General features: G+C 41.2%; 15 protein-coding genes. 4 read left to right on the top strand and 11 right to left on the bottom strand.

Translation table 11 applies throughout. The features are described 5' to 3' along the window. Positions 1 to 11 precede the first annotated feature (11 nt). The 3 genes from DWX62_RS04445 to DWX62_RS04435 form a co-directional block, all read right to left on the bottom strand. Positions 12 to 1,499, bottom strand: a complete 1,488-nt coding sequence (locus DWX62_RS04445) for a Gfo/Idh/MocA family oxidoreductase (RefSeq protein ID WP_005825899.1) — start codon at positions 1,497 to 1,499, stop codon at positions 12 to 14. Between the two features lie 66 nt (positions 1,500 to 1,565). Next, positions 1,566 to 2,645, bottom strand: coding sequence for a Gfo/Idh/MocA family oxidoreductase (locus tag DWX62_RS04440; protein WP_009037388.1), 1,080 nt, complete (start codon positions 2,643 to 2,645; stop codon positions 1,566 to 1,568). A 423-nt stretch (positions 2,646 to 3,068) separates the two neighbouring features. Further along, complete coding sequence (locus DWX62_RS04435; protein WP_009037389.1) at positions 3,069 to 4,907, bottom strand: ABC transporter ATP-binding protein; 1,839 nt, start codon at positions 4,905 to 4,907, stop codon at positions 3,069 to 3,071. Positions 4,908 to 5,215: 308 nt separating this feature from the next. Here DWX62_RS04435 and DWX62_RS04430 point away from each other — a divergent pair, with 308 nt between their 5' ends. From DWX62_RS04430 to DWX62_RS04415, 4 genes are all read left to right on the top strand, one after another. After that, positions 5,216 to 6,796, top strand: coding sequence for a hypothetical protein (locus DWX62_RS04430; RefSeq protein WP_117588599.1), 1,581 nt, complete (start codon positions 5,216 to 5,218; stop codon positions 6,794 to 6,796). Positions 6,797 to 6,924: 128 nt separating this feature from the next. Continuing rightward, a complete protein-coding gene (locus tag DWX62_RS04425) occupies positions 6,925 to 7,323 on the top strand; it encodes a DUF3244 domain-containing protein (RefSeq protein ID WP_005825909.1) in 399 nt (132 codons plus the stop codon). 44 nt (positions 7,324 to 7,367) lie between these two features. Continuing rightward, positions 7,368 to 9,344 carry an MAC/perforin domain-containing protein gene (locus DWX62_RS04420; RefSeq protein WP_008662046.1) on the top strand — a complete coding sequence of 659 codons (1,977 nt, stop codon included), beginning with the start codon at positions 7,368 to 7,370 and terminating at the stop codon, positions 9,342 to 9,344. A 121-nt stretch (positions 9,345 to 9,465) separates the two neighbouring features. Next, positions 9,466 to 10,089 carry a porin family protein gene (locus DWX62_RS04415; RefSeq protein ID WP_120172611.1) on the top strand — a complete coding sequence of 208 codons (624 nt, stop codon included), beginning with the start codon at positions 9,466 to 9,468 and terminating at the stop codon, positions 10,087 to 10,089. A 130-nt stretch (positions 10,090 to 10,219) separates the two neighbouring features. On the opposite strand, the gene DWX62_RS04410 is transcribed toward DWX62_RS04415, so the two are convergent. Genes DWX62_RS04410 through DWX62_RS04375 form a run of 8 tightly spaced genes read right to left on the bottom strand, consistent with a single transcriptional unit; the run spans position 10,220 to position 18,495 of the window. Further along, the gene (locus DWX62_RS04410) at positions 10,220 to 11,131 is read right to left on the bottom strand and encodes an alpha-1,2-fucosyltransferase (protein WP_008662048.1); all 912 of its coding nucleotides are present in this window, start codon (positions 11,129 to 11,131) and stop codon (positions 10,220 to 10,222) included. 4 nt (positions 11,132 to 11,135) lie between these two features. Continuing rightward, positions 11,136 to 12,110, bottom strand: a complete 975-nt coding sequence (locus tag DWX62_RS04405; RefSeq protein WP_005825925.1) for a glycosyltransferase — start codon at positions 12,108 to 12,110, stop codon at positions 11,136 to 11,138. Positions 12,111 to 12,125: 15 nt separating this feature from the next. Continuing rightward, complete coding sequence (locus DWX62_RS04400) at positions 12,126 to 13,265, bottom strand: glycosyltransferase (protein ID WP_005825928.1); 1,140 nt, start codon at positions 13,263 to 13,265, stop codon at positions 12,126 to 12,128. Positions 13,266 to 13,276: 11 nt separating this feature from the next. Further along, a complete protein-coding gene (locus DWX62_RS04395; protein WP_005825931.1) occupies positions 13,277 to 14,152 on the bottom strand; it encodes a glycosyltransferase in 876 nt (291 codons plus the stop codon). Positions 14,153 to 14,164: 12 nt separating this feature from the next. Then, positions 14,165 to 15,448: a glycosyltransferase family 4 protein gene (locus tag DWX62_RS04390; RefSeq protein WP_005825933.1), complete on the bottom strand. Its 1,284-nt coding sequence runs from the start codon at positions 15,446 to 15,448 to the stop codon at positions 14,165 to 14,167. Beyond that, entirely contained in the window at positions 15,448 to 16,392 is a 945-nt protein-coding gene (locus DWX62_RS04385) for a glycosyltransferase family 2 protein (protein WP_005825937.1), read from the bottom strand. Before DWX62_RS04385 ends, DWX62_RS04390 begins: the two co-directional genes overlap by 1 nt. After that, positions 16,389 to 17,465, bottom strand: coding sequence for a glycoside hydrolase family 99-like domain-containing protein (locus DWX62_RS04380; protein ID WP_005825939.1), 1,077 nt, complete (start codon positions 17,463 to 17,465; stop codon positions 16,389 to 16,391). Before DWX62_RS04380 ends, DWX62_RS04385 begins: the two co-directional genes overlap by 4 nt. Before the next feature lie 19 nt (positions 17,466 to 17,484). Next, positions 17,485 to 18,495, bottom strand: coding sequence for a glycosyltransferase (locus DWX62_RS04375; RefSeq protein WP_005825941.1), 1,011 nt, complete (start codon positions 18,493 to 18,495; stop codon positions 17,485 to 17,487). Between the last annotated feature and the right edge of the window lie 5 nt (positions 18,496 to 18,500).

The raw sequence follows: 18,500 nt of genomic DNA, 5'->3' as shown, positions 1-18,500 counted from the left end.
CTTTTTAATGTTTATCTGGGCATATCGGGCAACTTCCAGCCTTCACGGTAGTTATGCTTGATGAGCTCTTCTGCAAAAGCCTTGGCATTTACCGGATCTGTCCATGTCTTGTCGAAGCTCGGATGGCCGTTGTGTATCTTGAAGCCGTCCTTGATGACTGTACGCAATGTCTCGTCGTCGCCGATATTGGTGAAGCGCATGTTGGCTCCGTCCCATTCCAGTGTCTTGTTCAGGCCCTGCAGACGGATGGCCAATACACCCATTGCCACCATTTCGTTCATCGGTCCCGCTTCGGAGAAATCAGACTTAGGCATCACGCGGCTGGAAGGACTTTCCTTACAAGCACGTACCCAATCCATCTCATGACCGCCATTCATAGCCTTCGGCACACGGCGGCAAACCTTCGGTGCATTGGGCACGCGGCCAGAAAGTAACCACGGGTTCTGTCCGTAGCAACCGCAAATCAGCGTATCCTTCGTTCCGTGGAAGATAGTCAGACCGCCACCGCTCTGCATCAGTTGCTTTCCTTCGGGGAAGCCTTTCGGACGGTCGGGCATCATGCCACCATCATACCAGTGAACTTCCACTTCGGGCATAGCCACCTTCGGCATATTCTCACGTGCGGGGAAAGTCAGCTTCACATGCTGTGCTTGCGGAGCGCAGGCATTGAGCAACAATGTAGATGAACCTTCTACCTTGGTAGGATACAGCAACTTCAAAGCTCTGAACGGCTGGTGCAGGATGTGGCAAGCCATATCGCCCAAAGCACCCGTACCATAATCCCACCATCCGCGCCAGTTCCAGGGATGATAGATTTCGTTATATGGATTCATCTTGGCAGGACCGGTAAACAAATCCCAGTTCAGGGTTTTGGGAATGCGGTCTTCCTTTTCGGGAACATTCAATCCTTGCGGCCAGATGGGACGGTCGGTAGCACATTCCACCTTCGTCACGTCACCGATTTCGCCGTTCCATATCCACTCGCATACCAAGTCGGTACCCTCGTCCGAAGAACCCTGGTTACCCATCTGGGTAACTACTCCCGTAGAAGCGGCCAGGCGGGTAAGCAGACGGGACTCATATACGGAGTGCGTCAACGGTTTCTGGCAATATACATGTTTGCCCATCGTCATGGCATCAGCAGTAATGATGGCATGTGTATGGTCGGCAGTAGCGATGATAACGGCATCGATGTCCTTACCCATCTCATCGTACATCTTACGATAGTCCCAATACTTCTTCGCATTGGGAAGCTCATCGAACACACCTTTCGCGTAGCGCCAGTCTACGTCACAAAGCGCCACGATATTTTCCGTAGCCTTCACATGGTTGATGTTGGTGTGTCCCATACCGCCGATACCTACGGCAGCAATGTTCAAACGGTCACTGGGAGGCACGTGTCCGTGGCTCTTACCCAAAATGCTGCTTGGAGCAATGGTAAGACCCGCCAAAGCTAAACCTCCGGTCTTAAGAAATTCTCTTCTTGTAAATTTCGACATGGTTCTTTAGATTTTAAAATCGGTTAATATAATGAGTTTTAAAACAATCCTTAATTACAGTAGGCATCAGACTACCGTTTTCTTCGGACGGAGCAGTCCGTAACCTTCTTTCATATGCCTCCGGCGCTCCTTGATTTCCTCCAGCGTCTGCAAGTCGCCTATGCCGGGCAGGTCGTGGCGGCGCGCATCCTCCAGGAAGGTCCATCCGTATTGGGAAGCAATGGCCGAGTCTCGCATCTGCGGCAATCTCGGATCGCGTTTCCCGCTCTCGATGGAGTCTGCCATAATGTTGCAGAGCTTGTCCAGGTTCTTTCCGCCAAACGGTTTCTCCAGGCGAAGCGTACGGTTCACGCCGTGAAGTTCCACTACGGCAGTCCGGAAATCATGCGTCATGCGCACGATACCTTTTGTACCGATAATGTCCGTATATGCATTATGAGTCTGGTTTCTGGAGAGTTGTCCGTAGACGAAGCCTTGTGTGACATCGAAGGCGATGCCGTTCTCGAACGTACCGTGGCACTGTACCCACCAAGGGTCCTTGTAGTCCCACATCCGCATGCCTTGGGCATGCCAGGTCTTGTATTCACTGTCGGCATACCAGCGGGCGATGTCTATGTAGTGCATGCCGCAGTCGTGGTAGGCGGGACCCTCATATTCGTGTCCCTCGCCCGGCGCCAATCCCGGAGTCATGTGGCAGATGCGCAAGATAGCCAGTTCACCAATCTCGCCTTCATCGATAAACTGCTTCATAGCCTGGTGATACCAGGAGTTCCGCAGATAAAGGTTGACAGCGGCAATGCGATCATACTTTTCAATCAGGTCCACAATTTCCCATTCCTTATCAATGGTATCGGCAATGGGTTTCTCCGTCAGGATATGCTTATTGCTCCGGACAGCTTTCTCTATTTGTTCTTTTCTGGAATTTGCCAATGCAAAAAGACCAACAGCTTCTACACTCTGGTCATCAAAGATTTCTTGTTCATCGGATATGATTCTGGATGAAGGGGAAAGGTTTCTTGCCAATTCTCGGGAGGCCGGATCGGTATCGCAGATATATGCGATGTCCCATCGACCGCTTTTCTGCATTTCCTCCCAATACATTTGCCCCATTCTGCCGAACCCTATCAAACCAACTTTTATTTTCATGGTAGGCGAATATTAAATATTTACAGTTATAGTATTATCGGGGTCGATTGAATTACATGATTAAGAGTACTTGGACTGATAGTCATAGTAGCTGTCGTCGTAGACGTTGGATATAATTTTTTCATGATATTTGCAATGTTTATGTATGTGTTCTTTGCAAAAATAGGATAATTAGTGATAGAATGGAAGCAAGCAGATATTAAAAAAGCGTAAAAGACAAAAGAACGCCCTTTATTCATCATCGCCTAACAGCCGTGAAACACTCTGCCGGCAGCCGTCAACACCCACCTGCATCATAGATTCTGCGTAAGAAATATAGAAGAGAAAGAAGAATTAATAGGCTGTTTGCAGGAAATTAACTTCCTATTTAGTCATAACAGCCTAGCACAAGCGGGTGGAAGCAAAGTACGCAGAATTTTATTTCTATGAGAGAGACTGCATATCATTCAGTCTCTTATAATAGCCGTTCTTCTCGAGAAGTTCCTCGTGCTTACCACGTTCCACGATTTCACCTTCATAGAGTACACAAATCTCATCCGCATTCTTGATGGTGGAAAGGCGGTGGGCGATGGCAATCGTGGTACGGGTCTTCATTAGCCGTTCCAGAGCCTCCTGCACCAGTCGTTCGCTTTCGGTATCGAGTGCTGAAGTGGCCTCATCGAGTATCAGGATAGGCGGATTCTTCAAGATGGCACGGGCAATACTGATACGCTGGCGCTGTCCGCCGGAAAGCTTGCCGCCACGGTCGCCAATGTTGGTCTGATAACCGAGTTCGGTCTCCATGATGAAGTCGTGGGCATTGGCAATCTTTGCCGCTTCGATCACCTGCTCCATAGTTGCATTTTCCACACCGAAGGCAATGTTGTTGAAGAAGGTGTCATTGAACAGGATGGCCTCCTGGTTCACGTTTCCTATCAACGCACGCAGGTCGTGGATGCGAAAATTCTTAATATTCACACCGTCAATTGTAATCTCACCTAACTGCACATCGTGATAGCGCGGCAGCAAATCCACCAATGTAGATTTGCCGGAGCCGGACTGGCCGACAAGTGCAATGGTTTGTCCTTTGGGCACCATCAGATTGACGTGCTTCAACACTTCGCGCTTGCCGTCGTAACTGAAGGAGAGGTCCTTAAATTCAATCCGGTCATTCATCCCGTGCAGCGGCAACGGGTTTACCGGTTCCTTAATGGGGTTCTCGGCTTTCAGTATTTTGTCCACACGTTCCATGGATGCCAGACCCTTTGGAATGTTGTATCCTGCCTTTGCAAAGTCTTTCAACGGATTGATGATACTGTACAGAATCACCATATAGAAGATGAACGTTGATGCTTCCATGGAAGTGCCGTCGCCCAGAATAAGCAGACCACCGAACCACAGTACCAATACAATGAGCAGCGTACCGAGGAATTCACTCATCGGATGTGCCAACGACTGACGGATGGCTACCTTGTTGGTTGCATCACGCAGCTCGTCGCTGCATTGCTTAAAACGGTCCACCATCTTGTCTTCTGCTATAAAAGCCTTGATTATACGCAGTCCGCCAAGCGTCTCTTCCAGTTGCGACATGGTATCACTCCATTTCCCTTGGGCTTCCAACGACTTACGCTTCAGTTTCTTGCCGACTTTTCCCATCAGCCAGCCCATACCCGGCAATACCAGGACAGTAAACAGAGTCAGCTGCCAGCTGGTTACAATCAGAGTGGAAAAATAAAGCAGAATCAGGATAGGATTCTTGAGCAGCATATCCAGTGAGCTGGTAATGGAGTTTTCAATTTCGCCTACGTCACCACTCATACGTGCAATGATGTCCCCTTTCCTTTCTTCAGAGAAAAAGCCGAGCGGCAAGTGCATCACTTTGGAATAAACCATCACGCGGATATCGCGTACCACTCCCGTACGAAGGGGAATCATAATGGCGGAAGAACCGAAATAGCAGGAAGTCTTCAGCATGGTCATGAAAGCAAGGAAAAGCCCCATGAACAGCAATGTCATCTGTGGCCCGTGTGTCTCAATCATCTGAGTGACGTAATAATAGAAATTGTTCACCGCCACTTCCTTCAAGCTACCGCTTCCCCACTCCATGAAGTGATACACTTGGGTGTTCTCCCCCGTCTTGAAAAGGATATTGAGAATAGGAATGAGCAGTGTGAATGAAAAGACATTGAATATAGCGGACAGCACATTGAGCACGATTGCCCAACCGATATATCTCTTGTAAGGCGACACAAAGCGCCGCATCAGTTGTAGGAATTCCTTCATTGCTTGTAGTTAAGTGAATTATGAGGTCGCAAAGATACAAGAAAACGAGGGAATGGAAAAGGGTTTCAGGTTATTTCTGCCTAAATGCCCACATTCTCTACTTTCTTTTGTGTCCTTGCATACTTCTCCAGCACCATGTACACTCATACATTGTCATCTTAATAATAGCCGGCTCATTTATTTTCCATCTTTACTCCTAACTTCCACACAATTTTCTTCAAACTTCAATATGCCCAAGCAATTATATGAGTAAATAATGAAAAAGATGTACCTTTGCACCCGACTTAACTGAGAACTTTGTTCACCACATGAGAAAAGCTATTATCACAACCCTATCTGTCCTAATCGTACTTCTGTCCATTGCTTGCAATACCCGAGTGAACTATAATAAGTACCTGATTGCAATTGACTCGCTCATCGTTCAGCAACCGGACACTGCCCTATCTATGCTCGAAGCATTCCCGACAAACAGCCTGCAGACCCAAGCTGACAGTGCTTATTATGGCCTATTAATGACAGAAGCAAGAGATAAGAACTACATTATCCAAACCAATGATTCCCTGATACAATCGGCCCTGACCTACTACAACGGCACAAACGACATAGAAAAGCGGGCAAGGGCCCATTACTATTCCGGCTGCGTCTACCGGGATTCACAGAGAAGAACAGAATCTATGACTCAATACCTCATAGCAAAGCCCTTGGCTGAAAAAGCAGGAGAAAGACGTCTATTAAGTCTTATCTACCTGAATATAGGTTATCTATACTATTCACAAAACCTAAATACACAAGCCGATTCCAGCTATCAATTGGCACAACAAATAGGTATTCAGCTAAAGGACTCTGTTCTTCAAGCAGAAGTTCTGTCACGACGAGGACTCATCCGAATGGAAAAAGGAGAGGAATTCTATCCCGAAGCCGAAAAAATGATGTTGAAGGCACTCGCTATCGTCCAAAAACAGTCCAACATACAATTAAAAGAAAATGTGTTCTCCTCACTATGCCAACTATACAACTGGATGGAAAACGGAGAGAAAGCTATAGAATTCGCCAAACAGAATCTTGGCGTACAGAAAGACCGCACAACATGCTACAAAGCTTTCGAACTACTTGGAAGCGCATATTACCTAATATTGCAATATGATTCTGCCCGCCACTACCTACAAAAATCCCTTTTCACAACAGACTATGCCACCAAAGCCGGGGCTTACATGTATCTAGCAGACATAGCCAAAGAGCAAGGAGACTTAGCTACTTCCTTAGAGATGGAACGCAACTACTCTGCCTATTTGGACAGCATGCAGAAGTCCAGACAGCCCGATGCCATTGTCTGCGCAGAACAAGGGATGCCAAGCAACAAGCAAAACATAATCAGCAAACACACCCATTACTCTATCATAAGTATATCAATAATCACATTAACCCTCATTGTAGCTGTAATCATCCTATCCTATAAGAAAAGAAAGCAAAAGCCCAATAACCGAACCGAAAAAGAAATGCTGTATAAGGCAGGACTTGTTCTGTTCGAACAATCTGAGGTATACAACAAGATGACTCTAATCATCCGCTCTCATAAAGAAAAGGCAGAATCAGAAATAATGCATCAAGGTGACTGGCTACAACTAATTGCAGAAACCAACAAATGTTGGAATAATATTGCCCGGGAACTACAATCAAAATATCACCTGACAGAAGACGAAATCTACTTATGTTGTCTGTACCTGACAAACCTCCCGATAAGCCACTTTTGCCATATATTGAGCTGCGAACGGGATACTATTTACAAAAAGGCAGACCGCATATTAGAAAACAAAATGGGCTTTGCACACAAAGAGATATCTCTTAAGGAAGCTTTAAAAAAGAATCTCCAATCATCTAGCCAATCATAACAATCATTAGCAAGTACAACAATTATACAATATTATACGCCATTATACACCGAAATTATACAATATTATACACTTATCCTGCCGTATTAAACCGACCTTTGCGGCATCAATAATCAAAAAAGTGTATAATGATGAAAAAACTATTGTCTATCTTAATTGCGACATTCTTTTTAAGCAATATTGTGACATACGCACAAAAAGAAAACAATCCTTTTACAGAAATTGCCCTAACCCAAGCAAAAAGAAAAGATCCGATTAGTAAAGGAGATACCCCTATATCTCGTAGTATCATTCAAACCGCCAACGCCTACTTATATAATAACACAGTATGTGTCGACTTCAACGAGGTATTACCTAACGTCACCATAACCCTCATCAATGAATCAACTAGTAAACTCATTCATTCAGAAGCATACAATGAACCCACAAACATTGACATCACTTTGGATGAAGGATACAGTAGTGGTAACTATTTGATTAAAATAGAGTCTGATGAAGTTCTTTTATATGGTTATTTCTCATTATAACAATCATACAACAAACAATACATTATTTAAAAAGATAGAGAGCCATGAAAAAGTTATTCCTATTTATGAGTTGGGTAATGCTTATATTATCCGGTTGTGCCGATGAAGATATCATCGAACGTAATTCCCCGTCATTTCCACAAAGTGTAAATACCCGATCTGCAGGAGATGGTGTATATGATATTTTAGGGTACGGCTATGATATAACTGGGCCATATTTAGATACTAAGTCCAGTCGTGCAATAGTATTTGATACTAATAAACTATTAGAAAAAGGACTGATTACCCCCTACAAACTAGAAGAATCTCGGTTCCGTTACTCTTCAGGGAAAGATGTCATTGATTTTACCACCAACATGTCATCTTCATTACAAATGAGCACCCCCGGCATCCTAAAAGTCATAGGTGGCGCCTCTTTAAATATAGCATTCGGAGGTAATTCTCATTATAATTCTGACTACTCTTTTGCATACTGTACTCAGCAATATATAGATAGCAGGTATCGAATTTCAGAAGCTGACATTAATGTTTTAAAGACATGTCTCACAAAACAGTTTATTGAAAGACTCTCTACATATACACCAGAACAAATTGTTGAAGAGTATGGAACTCATGTGTTAAAGGATATATATTTAGGAGCAAAATTCGAAGTGTATTATATGGCTAAATCAACCTCATCATCAAAAAAAGAAAGTATAAACGCTGGGTTAGGCGCTTCACTCTTTAGCCTTTTCAAGATGGATGGAAAATTCCAATATGATGAATCTTTAGCTATAACTAATAAAGAGCAGTCCTTATATTATTTCACAATAGGAGGTGACCCCGCCGTAGGAGTGCAAGGTTCTTTAAATCCAGAAAATTCACCATCAATAGATATAGGTAAATGGATGGCATCAGTAAAATCTTCCACACCGAAATTTATTGATGTCGACAATAATTCACAATCATTTATCCCCATTTATGAATTAGTTACAGACCCCACAAAAAAGCAAACTCTCAAAGCATATATAGACAACTACATAAAGAGTAAAGAAGTATGTTCTATAAGCCTATATCCATCAACTACTGGTACACGTCAAGTCAGCGGACTAGGACATATTAATCAAGGGGCAGGAGTTGCTATCGGTGATATTGATAAAAATGGAAGGCCTGATATGATATTGATGGGAATAGATAATCCTAAAGGAAAGAATAATTTTTGGTATAAAGTCTTATATGATATTGATGAAAATGGATACTATTCAAAAGAATCATCTATTCTTTCAATTTCTGCTGAGGGTTGGGAAAATTCTGGAGGTGATATCGCCCTCTGTGATTTGAATAATAATGGAATATTAGATATGGTTCTTTTATGCACAGACAAGCCCACTACAGCAGGTCGTGCCTACCGATGGTATTACGTAGCTTATGACCTCAAACCTGATGGCCACTATAACTCATTATCTTCGCTAAATACATTAGATGAACTCGGATTTTTTTACGATGGAGCAGGTATTGATATATGTGACATAAATAAAAATGGAACTCCTGATTTATTAATGATGGTCTATGATGCCCCAGAAGGAGAAAATTCATTTCGATATCAAATTGCTTTCGACCTACAATCAAATGGCAACTATTTGAGTCTATCACCCGTATATGAAGTTCCAGGATTAGGTCATGATGGAGATGGAGCAGGAGTTGCAGTTGGTGATATTGACAATAATGGTACATTGGATATCCTATTTATGGCATTAGATGCTCCCTCTGGTAAAGATAAATTCGTATATGAAATACTACCTGATATAGATAAGTATGGTAACTCTTATGCAAAACCTATATATACCCCTCGTTTCCCTGACTCTTTATCACCGTGTGACACTGGACAAGGAGCAGCATGTTGTCTTTATGATTTAGACAATAATGGTTTCTTAGATGCCATTTTTGTTGCTATTGAAAATATTAAAGGGAAAAGTAACTCATGGAAATATGTAACAGGACATAATTTGAATAAACAAGGTGTACCAATGTGTTGGAGATAACTTAATACCCAATTATTGTATATGAGTTTATATTACCCACTCTCTGCATGTAATTTATTCAAAAGCATTGAAGTATGTCAGGTCTATATATTATGTTTATATCAATATAAATTAAAACAACATGAAAAAGATTTTAGTTTTATTCGCATTACTGATGACCGGCGTTATGGGCATCCACGCGCAAGAAGGACTCAAATGGGGAGCGATGGCAGGTATGAATTCCAGCAAGTTCTCCACCAATGGTTTTGACAGCAAGGTAGGTTTCCATGTCGGCATCAAGGCCGAGAAAGACTTGCCCCAGATAGCCCAAGGTGTTTATCTCGACATGGCTGCACTGCTGTCCTTAAAAGGTACACAAATAAATGGGAATGATGCATCTCTGAAATTCAATCCCTACTATTTAGAAATACCTATACACATGGGCTACAAATATGCCATCAATGACAATTTTTGTATCTTTGGCAATTTCGGTCCTTACTTTGCAGTCGGTCTCTTCGGTAAAATGAAGGCAACGGGATATTTGATTGATGAAGTGGAAGGATTGACAAGCATTCATGATTCTGCCAAAGTATTCGGAAGCAATGCCATGAAACGTTTCGACTTTGGTCTCGGACTCAAAGCAGGAGTCGAATTCTTTCAAAAATATCAAGTCTCTATCGGATATGACTGGGGATTACTGGACAATATAGAAGATAGCGGAAACAAAAACCGCAACTTGATGCTCTCCGTGGGGTATTTCTTCTAAGATTTAATAGTGTGGAAAAGGGCACGAAAACCCTCTCCACACTTTTTATTGCCGATATACAAGAAACAAACTGTTCAACATAGAAATAAAATCACTACTTACGAAAACAGAGACAACCACTGAGCCGAATCTATAAAAATATGGCATTTTGAAGTAATTCTTTCCATGGATATTCCACTTCATCATTACAAAGCACCACCATTTTCTCTGAATTATCTCCTAAAAGAGCACCATATTTACCTAAAGTCCCTTTACTGGTAATCTGATGCTTGCAACGAGCTATCAGAAACAAGTCCATATACCCCTTATCAGAACCGTTTATATCAACAATCTTACAATTACCTTCCGTAAGATAAAGTTGCGGAATAAGTTCATCCCTCACCCAATCCGGCTCATCTGAAAAGAAATAGAAGAAAGAAGACATATCCCTATCCTGCATATAAGTCACTGCCGACTTGAAATACTCCAATGAAGCAGGTTTGCCGTAAGCCGGAATTTCTACTTTCAAGTCCCCACGCCTTACGTGAACAGCTACGGAACAAGGACGTGAATCAATCTCTGAATACAGCAATTTATTCTGTGCATCCAGCACCTCGGGCATTACTCTAAAAAGCGACCGGAATACCGGAAGCCAAATATCAGCCGGAACATGATAATAACCACCTAAATAGACCGGAGGCTTCTTTTGTAGAAAAGAGAAGTCATCCTGCCTACCATAAGTATTATTACCCAAATTAAAATATTTCTTCTTATAGACAGACAAAGCCAGTTTAGAAGCGGACTTCACTTTTAAGTAAGGAAAAGCCTTCAACAAATCGAAGTTACGTACAAACTGGTAATCCATATCTGTTCCCCACTCTTCATAGAAAGACAAATCATAGAGCACTTTATGTCCTCCATTTTCAAAAATTCTACCCAGCAGATATTGGTGCATCTGAGAACAAACTCCGCCATCCATAAGTACTATCACTTGAGGGGCTATCAGTCTATGTTTTACAGCCTTTCTATACAGGCTTTTCTTCCACCTTTCTATGATTTTCATTTCTCTATAATTTATTTTTCCAATTATAATAATACAGTCTCCAATATCCCAACAACGATGATAACCTATAAGTAGTAACTATCTTCTTCTCACGGCGTGACAGTAATTTCCAAAATTCCGGATAATCCCCAAGCCCTATCATCAACCGATTCATTTCTTTATTAACATCCTTTACCTTTTTCCAATGGAGCCGCGCTTGAGTATTCTTTATATGGAACAAAGCTAATTCTCTTGCAAATTCCTCATGCAATCCGTTCCGTTCTATATAGTCATCAAACCAGCGCACATAAACATTGAAATCAAGATATGCTCTCTCTCCCAAATCGTGAGATACCGAAGAGGAATAAACATAATAATCAAGAATCGGAGTATTTATAGAAACAACTTTTCCCGAACGAACTAAAATCTGCGTAGACAAAGCAACATCTTCTCCAAACGAGATGCCGAGCCTTTCAATCCCCTCATCATATAAAGAACGTAAATGAAACTTGGTCCACATAGCCCAATATGCCCTTGAACAGAGGATACATTTTAAATATTCAATCCCGGACATTTGTTCAAACTCCATGCTGTCCGATTCCTTTCTTCCGCCATCTTCACAAAAAAAGAAAGGAGCAACAACAACATCGGCTTGAGTCTCCTCAGCACGGTTCACCAAACATCCTATCGCATTGCTCATCAAAACATCATCACAATCCAAATACTGTATATATTTCCCCCGTGCCCGATTCACACCTATTCTTCTCGCTTCGGATATTCCTCCATTCTGTTTGCTTATAACAATAATACGACAATCCAACTTTACATAATTTTCTATAATGACCGGAGTATTATCCATACTTCCATCATTGACCACGATGATCTCTATATTCTTGTAGGATTGGGACATAGCACTTTGAAGGCATCTCTCTAAATATTTCTCACCATTATAGACACAAATTATAATAGAGACTAAGGGAGAAAGGGTATCGTTCATCATATTTACAATTACATTCTACAAGCCCAACAAAGTACAGAAACTTGATGCAAAGTTATCAATACCATACTTTTCCTCTATTGCAATGGAATCGATGTTTTTGGAGAGCATTTTTCTAACGTTTTCATCCCGCAATATTTCTATCTTTTCTGCTAATTCCGCAATATTTCCTTTCTGGTAAAGGAGCCCATTCACTCCATCCTCAATGCGTTCCGGATTTGCCCCCACATCAGAAAGGATTAATGGCAACCCGCATTTCTGAGCTTCTACAGCAACCCTACCAAAAGTTTCAAAAGTGGAACAAACCAACACAACGTCAGCCAAAGCATAATAAGAAACCACCTGTTGCGTGTAAGAGACAATTTTTACATTGTTATCCAGACCATTATCTTGAATATATTTTTGGCATTTGGGCATAAAGCCAACATCCGGGCCAACCAGATAACAAAGAATATCCTTCCCTTCAGCCACTATTCTCTTTACCGCCTGCAAAAGTTCCATCTGTCCCTTATTAGAGTCAAAAGCGCCGACCAACAAGATAGTATACCGCGTATGTCTATCACATTTCACATCCACTCCAACCGTCATCGGCAATTCTACAGCTTGGGTGATGCTGCTTATTTTTGCGCTTGTCATCACCTTTTGATAATGAAACTCTGCATATCTGGAAGTTACCAATATCTTATTTGATAATTTATCAATCGCTCTAAAGATAAAACGAAATTCAAAAACAGGATTAAGATTCAGCCAAGTCACATCAGGTATCTCATGGATAAACCAACAGTGCTTTATCCCTAACATCTTACATGATATTGCCAAATGAGGAAAAACCACAGTATTTGTCATTCCATAGTCCGGCTTTATCCTTCTCAAGTAACGGGTTAATTTAATGGAATACTTCGATAGTTTACGAATATAAGAAAGCTTCTCTCTCGTGCCGATATCCATGTCCTTACCTACAAGCCACCATTCCATTTGTAAGAACCTATAGCCATCAATATAAGGGGAGCAGGCATCAAGCAAATCTCCCGGACCAGGAAGAACCATATAGAGTTGCCAATCAGGGTGAATATGCTTAAGCCCCCGCAATAGATCCAATAAACATCTTTGTGCTCCTCCGGCACAATCACTAACATGTGATAAAAAAACCAATTTCATAGCAACCACAATTAGCTTACAAGATATTTGTACACATATTTAATACAGTGCTGTAAATGTTTCCATGAATAAGGGTAAGCTAAAAAGTCCTTCAGCACCACCTTCGCCTCAGGATATCCCGCTTTCAATAACTTACGCAAAAAGACACTGAAGGTATATTCTTCCTGCTTCCTCATTTCTTTTTCTCCCAATTCAAATCCCTCTATTTTCATTGGAAGCATCTTATTCCACTTCAATTTGTGCATTTTAATCGTATCTTGATACCAACTTTGATTAAAATTCCCTTGTGAAGAATGCTCTATCAAGACCTCAGAAGAACAACATACATAATTTTTATAACAACGATCCGCAGCTATTTGCAATGTAAAATCCAAGTCATAACAATGGAAACCCGTCAACAATTCCTCATCAAAAGGATATTTAGCCCATACATCCTTACGCACAAACATGGCAAAGCCATCCAATACCAGCACTTCCTTAAAAGGATGCTCCATAGTAACCGATGCTACACGAAATTGGGTTTCAGTTCCAACGCTCTGATAATAGAATATAACATCCCACTTATACACATCTCCCCATCCCGAATAGCATTTCAATTTCACCTTACTACCGGCAAAACCTATCACCCCACAATCCGGTTCCTTAAGTTTCTTCTCAATGCACTTTCCCCAGCCTACCGAATGAAACTTTACATCCTCATGGACAAAAAACAGAAAGGGATAATGTGCCCGAGAAGCTCCCTCATTATACGCACGCGCTATCGGCCATTGTTTTTCACGATTATCAATAGCAATGATTTCATAATCAACACCAATAGTATCATGAATATTCCGGGTTACTTGCTCCAAACGTTCGGGAGATACCGAACAAATTATGATTGAAAGCATAATCTGATGCTATTAGTTTGTATTATTTTGCAATATCTCATCATAAACAGCCAGTCTTCTCTCCAACATTTCCTGAGGATTATAAAGTTCACGCAAACGCTTCAATGCTTGCGTCGCCAGCCTGACTTGCAATTTTTTATCCGCTTCCAAACGAATGACTGCTGCTGCAAAATCAGTTGCGCTATCAGCAATCAAACACTCTTCATTGTGACGTAGGTCAATTCCCTCAACTCCTTTTGTCGTAGTTACAAAAGAAGCCATAGAGGAAACCGCATCCAATATTTTCATCCTCATACCACTACCAATACGAATTGGCACCAGAACGATACTCCCATTCAAGTATTCCCGCAAATCCTCCACATAACCCACTAACTCCATTTCCGGACATACTGCCTGAAGACTTTTCACGTAACGGCTCTTCCATGTCCCAATCACTTGAAAAACAAATTTAAAACCCTGAACACGCAAACAAGGGGCTACTTCATGACAAAACCAATCTACTGCATCCTGGTTCGGGTAATGATTTTCACTTCCAACAAATGTCAGACGAACAGAGGCCGGCTTCACAATTCTGTCATAAGCAGACTCTATCTGTACCACTGCCGGAGAAACATAAATTTTGCATTCTTGTCCAACCAAGTCTGCCAACAATAAACGGTCAATATCCGTCAATGCAATTACATGCTTATATTGACGTAAAGCGGCTTTCTCCATATCCTTAGCAATGCCATAGAGCATCTTGTCTTCATCTGTTACATGAGTAAGGCATTCCATTTCATTTTCATTACGTATATACCTCAGTTCATGATGCACAAACACTGTTTGTACATCTTTTGGCAATAGATACCCCAATGTTATCAATGGATAGAACTCAACCTGAATAATATCAAATCCACGACGTGAGATGTCAGACACATACTCTACGTATGCCTTGGGAAAAGGTTTAAAACAAGAATTCTTCAACGTCATATTCTTATACGGACGCTCTTGCTGAAAAGAATACAGTTGCCGTTGCATCTTGCGGGAAATGGATTCAGACATCTTTTTTAACCAACGGTAATATCGGGGGCAACGAGTCTTAGGTTCTGCATCTTCTTCCCTAAAAAGATAGAAATCAACATTTGTCCATAAAGCCCTTAAACTTTCGACATCATTCATCTCCTTATTTTCCGGAGAAAGCAACAAAGACACAGACATTTTGTGCCGGATATATTCCACCATATTGAAAAAGGCCTGATTACCTCCAGCAGTCAACGGATAAGGCACACAAGGAAGTATAAAAAGAATTTTCTTCATTATCTCTTTCGATTTCTAAGTTTCAACTTACACATGCGGAATGCCACACTTAATGATACAGAAGGGCAAATATACCATAAACTACGACAAATACCCATAAGATCATGTAATTTATAACGATCTTGCAAACTATAATGCAATATCGTATGGGCATATTTCTTTATCGCATGCTGTAGTTTTCTATCTTGAAGTCTGTCCGAGTAAAAAACTGAAACCCATTTTATAAATTGCCTTGTAGCTACTATCTTCTCTTCATCATAATTGAAGGAACAACTTATATTCTCGCCCATCACATTTCGCCAACAAACCGGCTTACCCGGCAAAGGAATCATTCCACCTGCATTTTCACCTATGCTTGTCCACGTTGCATCGTCTGAACACCACGCCAATGGAAACTTCACAAAACCGCCTATCCGTTCATATATATCACGAGTAAAAACATATTCACAAGCAGCCGAATAAATTCTTCCTTCCAATTTATCCAACAAAAACTGATAGCCCGAAACCGGATATTCCTGCAATGAAGGATTTTTATGTATTATCTTGCCATTTTCATCTATCACAGCAAGGGGAAAACGGAACATCCCATGCCTCGTACCATAGCATTCTAATGCTTTTATAATACGCTCTACCCCGTCCTGCGGCATCAAATCATCATCTGAAAAGAACCAAACAACCGGTTCTTTTGCAAGTGCTATACAACGGTCCCAATGCCCCGGCAAATCCACTCCACCCAGATTAGTATCAAAACGTCGATAGACAATATTCATTTTATCCGCATAATCAGAAACAATTTCCTTCAGATTCTGAGGACTTGCATCATCACCTATGTAAACAGTAAAACTCCGACAAGTCTGTACGACAATAGAATCCAATGTCTGTCGGAGGAAGCGGCACTTATATGCCGGAATAACAATTGCTATCTTTTCTTCCATAGAAATCATCCCTCTACAACATTCTTTTTTATCACTTCCAGATAACGTTTTCCATAATGTAAATCCGGTTCCAGATAGTTCCCTTCAGCCCATTCATTCCATGATTTTACAAATGCAAGCCGATGGTCTAAAGGCTTATTCTCAATACGCTTTATCGCTTCTTTCATATGTCGGGCAAAATAAGAAGGTTCAGCGTGATTCAAGACCAACGATTTACCACGGGAACGTGGAGAATGATCCCAGTTAGGAATAATGGTAGGTATAATATTCTCTTCATATTCTTCATCACCTACAAAGAAAGAACTGGCCTTCTTATACTCCACAACCTTAGGAATACGAAATATTTTATGTTTCCATTTCGCATATTTATAAGTCAGAGCAGCTTTCTTCTCAAAGTCAAACAAGCGTACAACATTAATAGCATCAAACCCCATTTTCATAAGTCTCTCTTTTTCTTCTTTCAAATGATAGGTTTGTCCTATGAAATAAACCCCCTTCAAGCCATTCTGCACAGCTAAAGTACGCCAGAGTTCAATGAACTCTTTCATCTCCGGATGATCCAAAGGATGATAAACCATAAACAACGGTTTCTCATCCACTGTAATATAGCGATGGTCTTTAAAAGCAGGTAATACCTCGTGGAAATGAGCTATATAATCTTGTTCTCCCGGATAAAGCTGATTTATCAAAGTATCTTTGCTCTTTATGCCGTGATAAAAGCCCCTCCATGACTCATTAGCCCAAGCCAGACAAAAAGGAAAATCCGGTTCATCAGAAGACAATACTTCATTAAACGGGCGCTCTAAGAGTCTCTTTCCATTTCCAAACCAATAATGCCAGTAACAAAAGCCTTCGATACCATATTCTTTTGCCATGTCAGCTTGCGCCTTACGTGTTTCCGGCACTCGCAAATCATAATATCCCAAATCTGCCGGCACCTTAGGCTGATAATGTCCTGGAAACAATGGACGTGCTTTTCCTACATTAGTCCATTCCGTAAAACCTTTCATCCACCATCTGTCGTTTTCTGGTATTGGATGAAATTGAGGTAGATAAAAAGCTATAACCCTTGCTTTATTCATTATTGAGATTCAATTAAAGTTATAATGTTTGGAATTTATACCGTTTAGATTTGAAGAATGTCCTCACTAAACGGTAAATACATCTATAAACCTTTAGATGACAATACATCATACGGCGCTTAAATATATGCATAACATCCAATTGCGGCCACGACACATTATCAAACTCCTGCATTCTGGCTAATACATCATTGATAACATCATCTATCAAAGAAGATTGAGGAAGCATCATCAAATGGTCAATCAAATGAATTCCCCGTTCATGTACACAATAAGGAGCTTTATCCCATATTTCTTTTTCTCGCACAAATTTCACTTGTTCATAGACAGTTTGAAAGAGCAGATATTCCTTTTCGTAATTATACAATTTACCTTGAGTAGTACTTCCTTCACGTTTCAAATAATGATATTTAGGACAGTCTTGCATAACGACTTTCTGCGTTTTATAAAATATCTGATAAGAAACTGCAATATCTTCAAAAACTCTATTTACCGGAAAATATATTCCAGCAAATAATTGACGCTTATACAACTTATCCCACATATAATTTCTTATACGCTTATCTTCTACCAATGTTCGGATAGCTTCTTCACGAGAAAAGCTGGAGAATTGCCCAGAAGAGTGCTTCACTCTGGTCTTTACGGCAGTTTCTATATAATGCGAGCAAATGGATATATCCGCCCCATTCTCTTTCAGTAAGTGATACAAGAATTCGTACATATCCGGTTCAATCCAGTCGTCGCTATCCACGAAACCAAGGAGTTCACCTTGAGCTACCGCCAAACCTCTGTTTCTGGCTGCACTCTGACCTGCATTCGTCTGGTGGATAACCTTTATCCGCCCATCCCTTTGGGCAAATAAATCACAAAGCTCTCCCGAACCATCGGAAGAGCCGTCGTCAATCAATATTATTTCCAGATTCTTATAAGTCTGCCCGCAAATGGATTGCAGGCATTTCTCCAAGTAATTCTTTACATTATAGACCGGTACAATAATACTTATCAGAGGTAGTGTCTCAGTGTTCTCCATAAGCT

The sequence above is a fragment of the Bacteroides sp. AF20-13LB genome (genome assembly GCF_003603065.1).
In the GTDB taxonomy this organism is placed as follows: Bacteria; Bacteroidota; Bacteroidia; order Bacteroidales; family Bacteroidaceae; genus Bacteroides; species Bacteroides uniformis.
Note: the sequence above shows the minus strand (reverse complement) of the source record. Positions and strands in the feature narration are given on the sequence as shown.

Bases quoted from the DNA above. Each gene is read 5' to 3' on its own strand.
- DWX62_RS04445 (WP_005825899.1), bottom strand. From the start codon at position 1,499: ATGTCGAAATTTACAAGAAGAGAATTTCTTAAGACCGGAGGTTTAGCT.
- DWX62_RS04440 (WP_009037388.1), bottom strand. From the start codon at position 2,645: ATGAAAATAAAAGTTGGTTTGATAGGGTTCGGCAGAATGGGGCAAATG.
- DWX62_RS04435 (WP_009037389.1), bottom strand. From the start codon at position 4,907: ATGAAGGAATTCCTACAACTGATGCGGCGCTTTGTGTCGCCTTACAAG.
- DWX62_RS04430 (WP_117588599.1), top strand. From the start codon at position 5,216: ATGAGAAAAGCTATTATCACAACCCTATCTGTCCTAATCGTACTTCTG.
- DWX62_RS04425 (WP_005825909.1), top strand. From the start codon at position 6,925: ATGATGAAAAAACTATTGTCTATCTTAATTGCGACATTCTTTTTAAGC.
- DWX62_RS04420 (WP_008662046.1), top strand. From the start codon at position 7,368: ATGAAAAAGTTATTCCTATTTATGAGTTGGGTAATGCTTATATTATCC.
- DWX62_RS04415 (WP_120172611.1), top strand. From the start codon at position 9,466: ATGAAAAAGATTTTAGTTTTATTCGCATTACTGATGACCGGCGTTATG.
- DWX62_RS04410 (WP_008662048.1), bottom strand. From the start codon at position 11,131: ATGAAAATCATAGAAAGGTGGAAGAAAAGCCTGTATAGAAAGGCTGTA.
- DWX62_RS04405 (WP_005825925.1), bottom strand. From the start codon at position 12,110: ATGATGAACGATACCCTTTCTCCCTTAGTCTCTATTATAATTTGTGTC.
- DWX62_RS04400 (WP_005825928.1), bottom strand. From the start codon at position 13,265: ATGAAATTGGTTTTTTTATCACATGTTAGTGATTGTGCCGGAGGAGCA.
- DWX62_RS04395 (WP_005825931.1), bottom strand. From the start codon at position 14,152: ATGCTTTCAATCATAATTTGTTCGGTATCTCCCGAACGTTTGGAGCAA.
- DWX62_RS04390 (WP_005825933.1), bottom strand. From the start codon at position 15,448: ATGAAGAAAATTCTTTTTATACTTCCTTGTGTGCCTTATCCGTTGACT.
- DWX62_RS04385 (WP_005825937.1), bottom strand. From the start codon at position 16,392: ATGATTTCTATGGAAGAAAAGATAGCAATTGTTATTCCGGCATATAAG.
- DWX62_RS04380 (WP_005825939.1), bottom strand. From the start codon at position 17,465: ATGAATAAAGCAAGGGTTATAGCTTTTTATCTACCTCAATTTCATCCA.
- DWX62_RS04375 (WP_005825941.1), bottom strand. From the start codon at position 18,495: ATGGAGAACACTGAGACACTACCTCTGATAAGTATTATTGTACCGGTC.